Raw genomic sequence first — 5,389 nt, 5'->3', positions numbered from 1 at the left:
GAGGTGGCTGACAAGCAGACGACCGATTTTTATTTTGAGACTTATGTCCGATTTACGAAAGGCCAAACTCTTACCTAAATGTCCCGGAAGAAGGCGACTGCCGTCTGTCTACTTAGGTTCAGGACCTATTAATTTATTGAACTGAGTGGGGTATTGTGATTCACAGGCTTACCGATGGAGGTTGGGCTGTGAGTGACGTGTTTTTGCTGTCCGAGAGCCAGATGGAACGGATCAGGCCGTTTTTCCCTCTGGCTCATGGGGTGCCGCGTGTGGATGACCGTCGTGTTCTGAGCGGGATTGTTTACGTGATCCGCAACGGTCTTCAATGGAAAGACGCCCCGAAAGCGTATGGTCCCCACAAGACCTTATACAACCGCTTTATCCGGTGGAGCCGCCTGGGTGTCTTTGACAGGATTTTTATCGCCCTAACAGAACAGACTGGCCGTTCGAAGCGTCTGATGATTGATGCAACACATCTGAAAGCGCACCGGACATCAGCGTCCCTGCTCAAAAAGGGGCTTTTCCCCGCCATATCGGACGGAAAAAAGGCGGCCTGAACTCAAAACTCCATGCCGTGTGCGATGATCAGGGCCGACCTGTCCGCCTTCATCTGACTGCGGGACAGGTCAGTGACTTCAAAGGGGCAGATGTTCTTCTGGCGCACCTGCCGGAAGGAACAGAAGAGGTCATCGGGGATCGGGGTTATGACAGCAACCGGACCAGACGATATCTTGTCGAACGGAACATTACCGCCTGCATTCCACCAAGGAAGAACCGGAAATTAAAGCCATCTTACAACTGGCATCTGTATAAAAAGCGCCACCTTATCGAAAACATGTTCGCAAAGTTGAAAGACTGGCGACGTGTAGCGACCAGATACGACCGCTGCGCTCATACATTCATGTCTGCAATCCACATCGCAGCAAGCTTCATCTTCTATCTCAAAGAATGAGTCCTGAGCCTAGGGGCTATTCAGGGTGCCCCAACCCGACAGGCTGCTAGGGGTTATTCACAACGGTTCTTCGATCCATTCATCTGAAGCCAGATCGGTACGTCCCATGTCGACCTTTTCGGATGCGCTGCGGTCTTGAATATTCTTATTATATATACTATGTATCTTATAAAAATCGACTGCATTATCAGAAAATTTGCAGAGCATATGGAAATGTACTTGATTTAAATGCACATGAAAGAGGTGATATTGCAAATGATACACAGGAAATATGTTATATCCGCATACAGGGATATACTAAACAGGGAACCTGAAAATGAAGATGTTATTATGCATCATTCTAAAAATGCAAGAAATATCGGAGAGTTGTATAATAATTTATACAACTCTCCTGAGTTTATGATGAAAAATGGCACATATTTCATAAATAATGGTGACCTTGATGAGTCTGCCAAAGATTTCCATAGTAACAATAATTTGGAAAAATGGCACGGAAAGGTATATGAGTTACCATATTGGTTTGATGATAATATAGATCCAGATAGCGAACAATATAAAAAAAATATTTTAAAACTATGGTCTGAAATTACTAATAGAGAAAATTATACCCCCGGAAGTGATGAGTTTACTCCGATAGGAGGCGTTGATGCAATAAAGCGGCCAGCGTTCTATTCAACAGGAAGTGCTCATGAGGCCGGAAAACACCTAATGGCAATTGGACACCTACTTATGAGGAGTAACATTAAAAATGGAGATAAAGTTTTAGAATATGGCGCAGGTTTTGGTCAGACTTCCGTTGCGTTTGCTCGAGTTGGGGCGCATGTAGACACAGTCGATGTTAATAAAGAATTTTGCGACGCTGTTAATGATGTTTCTCGGTTTTATGATGTTTCTTTAAAAAGTCATATAGGAGAATTTGGCTACAACCCATCTGGCGAAAATAATTATTATGATTTAATTTTCTTCTATGAGTGTTTTCATCATTGCCTTGACATAAAAAAAACAATTTTAGAACTTAGAGATGCTCTTAAACCGACAGGAAAAATACTACTTGCTGGGGAACCTATATTTGATGAAATATGTCCTATTCTGCCATATCCGTGGGGCATTCGTCTTGATTGGCAAAATGTATCGATAATGCGGTATCGAGGGTGGATGGAACTTGGATTTCAAAAGGATTATTTATTCAAGTGTTTTTCTGATGCTGGTTTTTATTGTAACGTATATGATGACACGAATTCAGAACCCGCTAAAGTATATGAATTTACCCTTAAATAACGTGGAGGGTTCGAAAAACCCTTTGGCTCTGAACTGTTGGCTGTTATTCCCTACCTTGTGTGATGATTGGGGGGGATGGCTCATGAAGCAGCCGGGTTTCTTTGATGTTGACGAGCGGCTTGCCCGGTTAAGCGGGCCTGGTGATCAGCTCGAGGCGTTTTCCCGGACTGTGGATTTTGAGGCGTTCCGCCCTGATCTGGGCTCTGTTGCACAATTCACTCTGTCGGCGTGAGGATGCCGTTATGGAATTTTCCGTTATATGACGGCGCGTATGAGAAGGATTCTGAGCGCTGTGAATCGGTTAAGGATAGCAACACGGATATGAACTTCGGTGATCTGGCGGTCGAAATCCCGTGCCGTCAGACGCTGGCCCAGCAGTTTGATGCAGTGCATCTTTGTCTCGACGCGGCTTCGTCGATGATAACCGCTTCACCGTCTCCAGATAGCCCGTCCGAGATGCCTGTAAGCTCGCAGAGTTTCGTTTCGGGCGATGGCTCCTGCTGACGTGGGTCTCCATGGCTTTGCGTTTTTTCGAGGAGGTATGACAGCCTGGGCGCCGCGGCTGACAATGGTTTCATGGGATCTCCTCGTGTCATACGTGCCATCAGCCGTGACGCTGGCGACGTCCTCCTCATCGGGGATCTGCTCCAGAAGCACCGGCAGAACCGGAGCATCGCCGATCTCGTTTCCCGTCATTTCAACAGTCCTGATTTCCAGTGAACCTTCGTCGATCCCGATATGGAGTTTACGCCAGATACAACGTTTCGAACCGCCATGTTTGCGCCGATGCCATTCACCTTCTCCCTCGACCTTAATCCCGGAGCTGTCGATCAGAAGATGCAGCGGGCCGTCTGAGCCGCGATACGGGATATCGACTGTCAGGGATTTCTGCCGACGGCTCAGCGTGCTGAAATCCGGCACAGACCACGCAAGCCCGACCAGGCGCAGGAGACTTTCGACAAACCCTGTTGTCTGACGCAATGCAAAACCGAACATGACCTTCAGCGTCAGGCACGTCTGGATCGCAGCATCGCTGTAACCCGGTTGACGCCCACGGTGCCCCGTCGGAAGGCCCTCCCAATTCATCGACGGGTCAAACCACACCGTCAGAGATCCACGCTTATTCAGCGCTGCGTTGTGAGAGGACCAGTTCGTCGTTCGGTAGCGCATGGGGTTCGGCTTGCTCATCACACCCAGCTAACAAACTGGTTTCAGATAGGGAATCCCTGTCCAGTATTTCTGCAACAAAGCCGTGCGGCAGGCATCATGCGCCGACGGCTGCGCACGGAGTCCATCGCGACGCTTGCGGCCTATCATGACGACATGAAGGCGATCTGGCACCAGCTCGACGCAGTTCCGCCCCCTGTGGATAACCCAGAATCCGATGCCCGATGGGCCCCGAAAGTGGCACCCATGGACCCCGATTCCGGCACCCACTATACAGATACAAAAAACAATCTATCCAAAATTAAGGTAGTCAACGTAGCGGCCACGGGCCACAATCGCATTGAAGCAATGCGGTGCGCAGCGTCGGCGGACCCGGCCGCAACAGAACCCCGGCACGAACTGTCCGCACTGCGCGGTTTTCGCGGCACATCGACGTTCTATCTCGAAATCTGCCCCCATTGCGCGACCTGTGTCCAACCGATCGACCGACACAGCCCGAACTGACGGACGCTGCGGAACATCTGTCCGGCCAGATGGGCATCACCCACCACGCATGGCGGCAGGCCTGTGTGGTGCTCGGCCGCCTGCAGGCAAGCATTACCATCATCATCATGGCCGCACGTCTCCATCGGGGCGAGGCAATCCGTTATCGGGACGCCTATTTCCGGTCCCTGGTGGATCGTGGCGCGCGTCACGCGCTCTATCTCGACCGCAGCCTCTACGCCCTGCGCGATGCATGCGTCCGGATATCACTCCCAGCCACGCCATCCCCAGTTCATGTCGCCGGACAACGCCCATGACGCCCGGGGATGAAACCATGGCCCACTGGCACTGCCGTAGCAGACATACCGGCCGGACCTTTGATATTACATCGCCGGAAAAGGTATTCGGCGTGCGCTCCGCGGCGGACGCCATCGCCCGCGCGGCAGAAACGCAGCAGGGGCTGGTCGCGCTGGCGCGGCAGTCGCGCAACGGTGAAACCGCTGACCAAGATGAGCCATGACAGATGATCCCACGCCTGTAGAACCCATTGCCGGTGTGAAGACCGTCACGCGGTTCCCGCTCGAACGTCGGGTGGAACAGTCGGTCGAGTTCATGCAGATGCTCAGCCTCGAACGCGAGGATGTCGCGGAAGCAATGAAGGAAGCAGGCCATCCGCCGCCCCGGTCGCTGTCCGTGTTGAAAAAGAACGGCGCGCGCGAGGTCCGGTCCCATCTCGCGCAATGGGACCCATCCGCCTTTACTGACGAGGCCGAACTTAAACTGGAACTGCGTGCGTGATTTCAGCCCGCCATCAGCAAGGCGATCCGGGAGACCGCCGAGGCGCGGGACATGATCAGCCAGGAGCGGCAGATACTTCTTGCCACCAGAATCGAGCATCGCCTCATGAACGTCGAATACCGGCAGCAGAGGGCCGCCGCCGCACGGCGGATCGCACGGACATGGGAACTGAGTGGGCGGATCATGGGCGGATGGGAAGTCGTCGTCGACTATATCGAACGCTTCCGCGCCGGAAAGATTCATCATCAATCCAACCCATCAAACCCTGGGACTAAACACCTAGGGCCTGTTAGGCCTTGAATGACGGAACGGACTGCATAGCTGTTTATGATGAGCATGATGCAGTCTGTCTTTTCTGATGCCGCCTGATCCGTCTGGGAGCCTTTGATTGAGGAAGTCCGTCCGAAGGGCAAGACCCCGCCGAAAAACCTTCGACGGACGATCTCCGCGATTTTCTGGCGCCATCAGAATGGCACGCCCTTCCGCCTAAGTTTGTTCCCTGGTGGATTGCCGCACAATTGTTCGTTCGCTAGTCGAAGCTTGGCGTGTGGCAGCGCCTCTTTGAAAAGGTCAGAGGCGCGGAGCCGATATTGGGCACGGTCTTTCTCAATGGCACGACGATCGTAACCGGCCGCTTAAGGCCGCCGTTGATCATGCGGCCTTTTTGTGAAGATCAGTCATGGGGTGCCAGTTCCATGGCAACAGTTCGTG

6 protein-coding genes and 2 pseudogenes are annotated in these 5,389 nt (G+C 52.1%); 7 read left to right on the top strand and 1 reads right to left on the bottom strand.

Annotated elements, in window-relative coordinates:
* Positions 1 to 188: 188 nt before the first annotated feature.
* The 3 genes and pseudogenes from DY926_RS15620 to DY926_RS15610 form a co-directional block, all read left to right on the top strand.
* A protein-coding gene (locus DY926_RS15620) for an IS5 family transposase (protein WP_116704203.1) occupies positions 189 to 952 on the top strand; the annotation gives its coding sequence in 2 pieces (ribosomal slippage) (positions 189 to 522 and positions 522 to 952; 765 coding nt in all).
* 234 nt (positions 953 to 1,186) lie between these two features.
* The gene (locus tag DY926_RS15615; RefSeq protein ID WP_206609055.1) at positions 1,187 to 2,230 is read left to right on the top strand and encodes a class I SAM-dependent methyltransferase; all 1,044 of its coding nucleotides are present in this window, start codon (positions 1,187 to 1,189) and stop codon (positions 2,228 to 2,230) included.
* Between the two features lie 82 nt (positions 2,231 to 2,312).
* A pseudogene (locus DY926_RS15610) lies at positions 2,313 to 2,429 on the top strand (IS5/IS1182 family transposase); the annotation flags it as partial.
* Positions 2,430 to 2,485: 56 nt separating this feature from the next.
* Here DY926_RS15610 and DY926_RS15605 read toward each other — a convergent pair.
* A pseudogene (locus DY926_RS15605) lies at positions 2,486 to 3,418 on the bottom strand (IS5 family transposase).
* 332 nt (positions 3,419 to 3,750) lie between these two features.
* Between DY926_RS15605 and repC the strand changes: the two are divergent.
* From repC to DY926_RS15585, 4 genes are read left to right on the top strand one after another with little or no spacing between them, the layout of a single operon-like run.
* On the top strand, positions 3,751 to 4,197 hold the full coding sequence (gene repC / locus DY926_RS15600; RefSeq protein WP_116704201.1) for a replication initiation protein RepC: 447 nt from the start codon (positions 3,751 to 3,753) through the stop codon (positions 4,195 to 4,197).
* Entirely contained in the window at positions 4,194 to 4,400 is a 207-nt protein-coding gene (locus tag DY926_RS15595) for a hypothetical protein (RefSeq protein ID WP_116704200.1), read from the top strand. Before repC ends, DY926_RS15595 begins: the two co-directional genes overlap by 4 nt.
* Complete coding sequence (locus DY926_RS15590; RefSeq protein ID WP_116704199.1) at positions 4,397 to 4,678, top strand: hypothetical protein; 282 nt, start codon at positions 4,397 to 4,399, stop codon at positions 4,676 to 4,678. Before DY926_RS15595 ends, DY926_RS15590 begins: the two co-directional genes overlap by 4 nt.
* 51 nt (positions 4,679 to 4,729) lie before the next feature.
* Entirely contained in the window at positions 4,730 to 4,978 is a 249-nt protein-coding gene (locus tag DY926_RS15585; protein WP_116704198.1) for a hypothetical protein, read from the top strand.
* The last annotated feature ends 411 nt before the right edge of the window (positions 4,979 to 5,389 follow it).

The sequence above is a fragment of the Komagataeibacter melaceti genome (assembly GCF_003403295.1).
GTDB classification, from domain to species: domain Bacteria; phylum Pseudomonadota; class Alphaproteobacteria; order Acetobacterales; family Acetobacteraceae; genus Komagataeibacter; species Komagataeibacter melaceti.
The sequence above is the reverse complement of the archived record's forward strand: the minus strand, read 5'-3'. Positions and strand labels throughout refer to the sequence as shown.

What these genes read in the sequence shown, in the direction of transcription:
- DY926_RS15615 (WP_206609055.1), top strand. Translation starts at nt 1,187, where the DNA reads ATGAAAGAGGTGATATTGCAAATGATACACAGGAAATATGTTATATCC.
- DY926_RS15595 (WP_116704200.1), top strand. Translation starts at nt 4,194, where the DNA reads ATGACGCCCGGGGATGAAACCATGGCCCACTGGCACTGCCGTAGCAGA.
- DY926_RS15590 (WP_116704199.1), top strand. Translation starts at nt 4,397, where the DNA reads ATGACAGATGATCCCACGCCTGTAGAACCCATTGCCGGTGTGAAGACC.
- DY926_RS15585 (WP_116704198.1), top strand. Translation starts at nt 4,730, where the DNA reads ATGATCAGCCAGGAGCGGCAGATACTTCTTGCCACCAGAATCGAGCAT.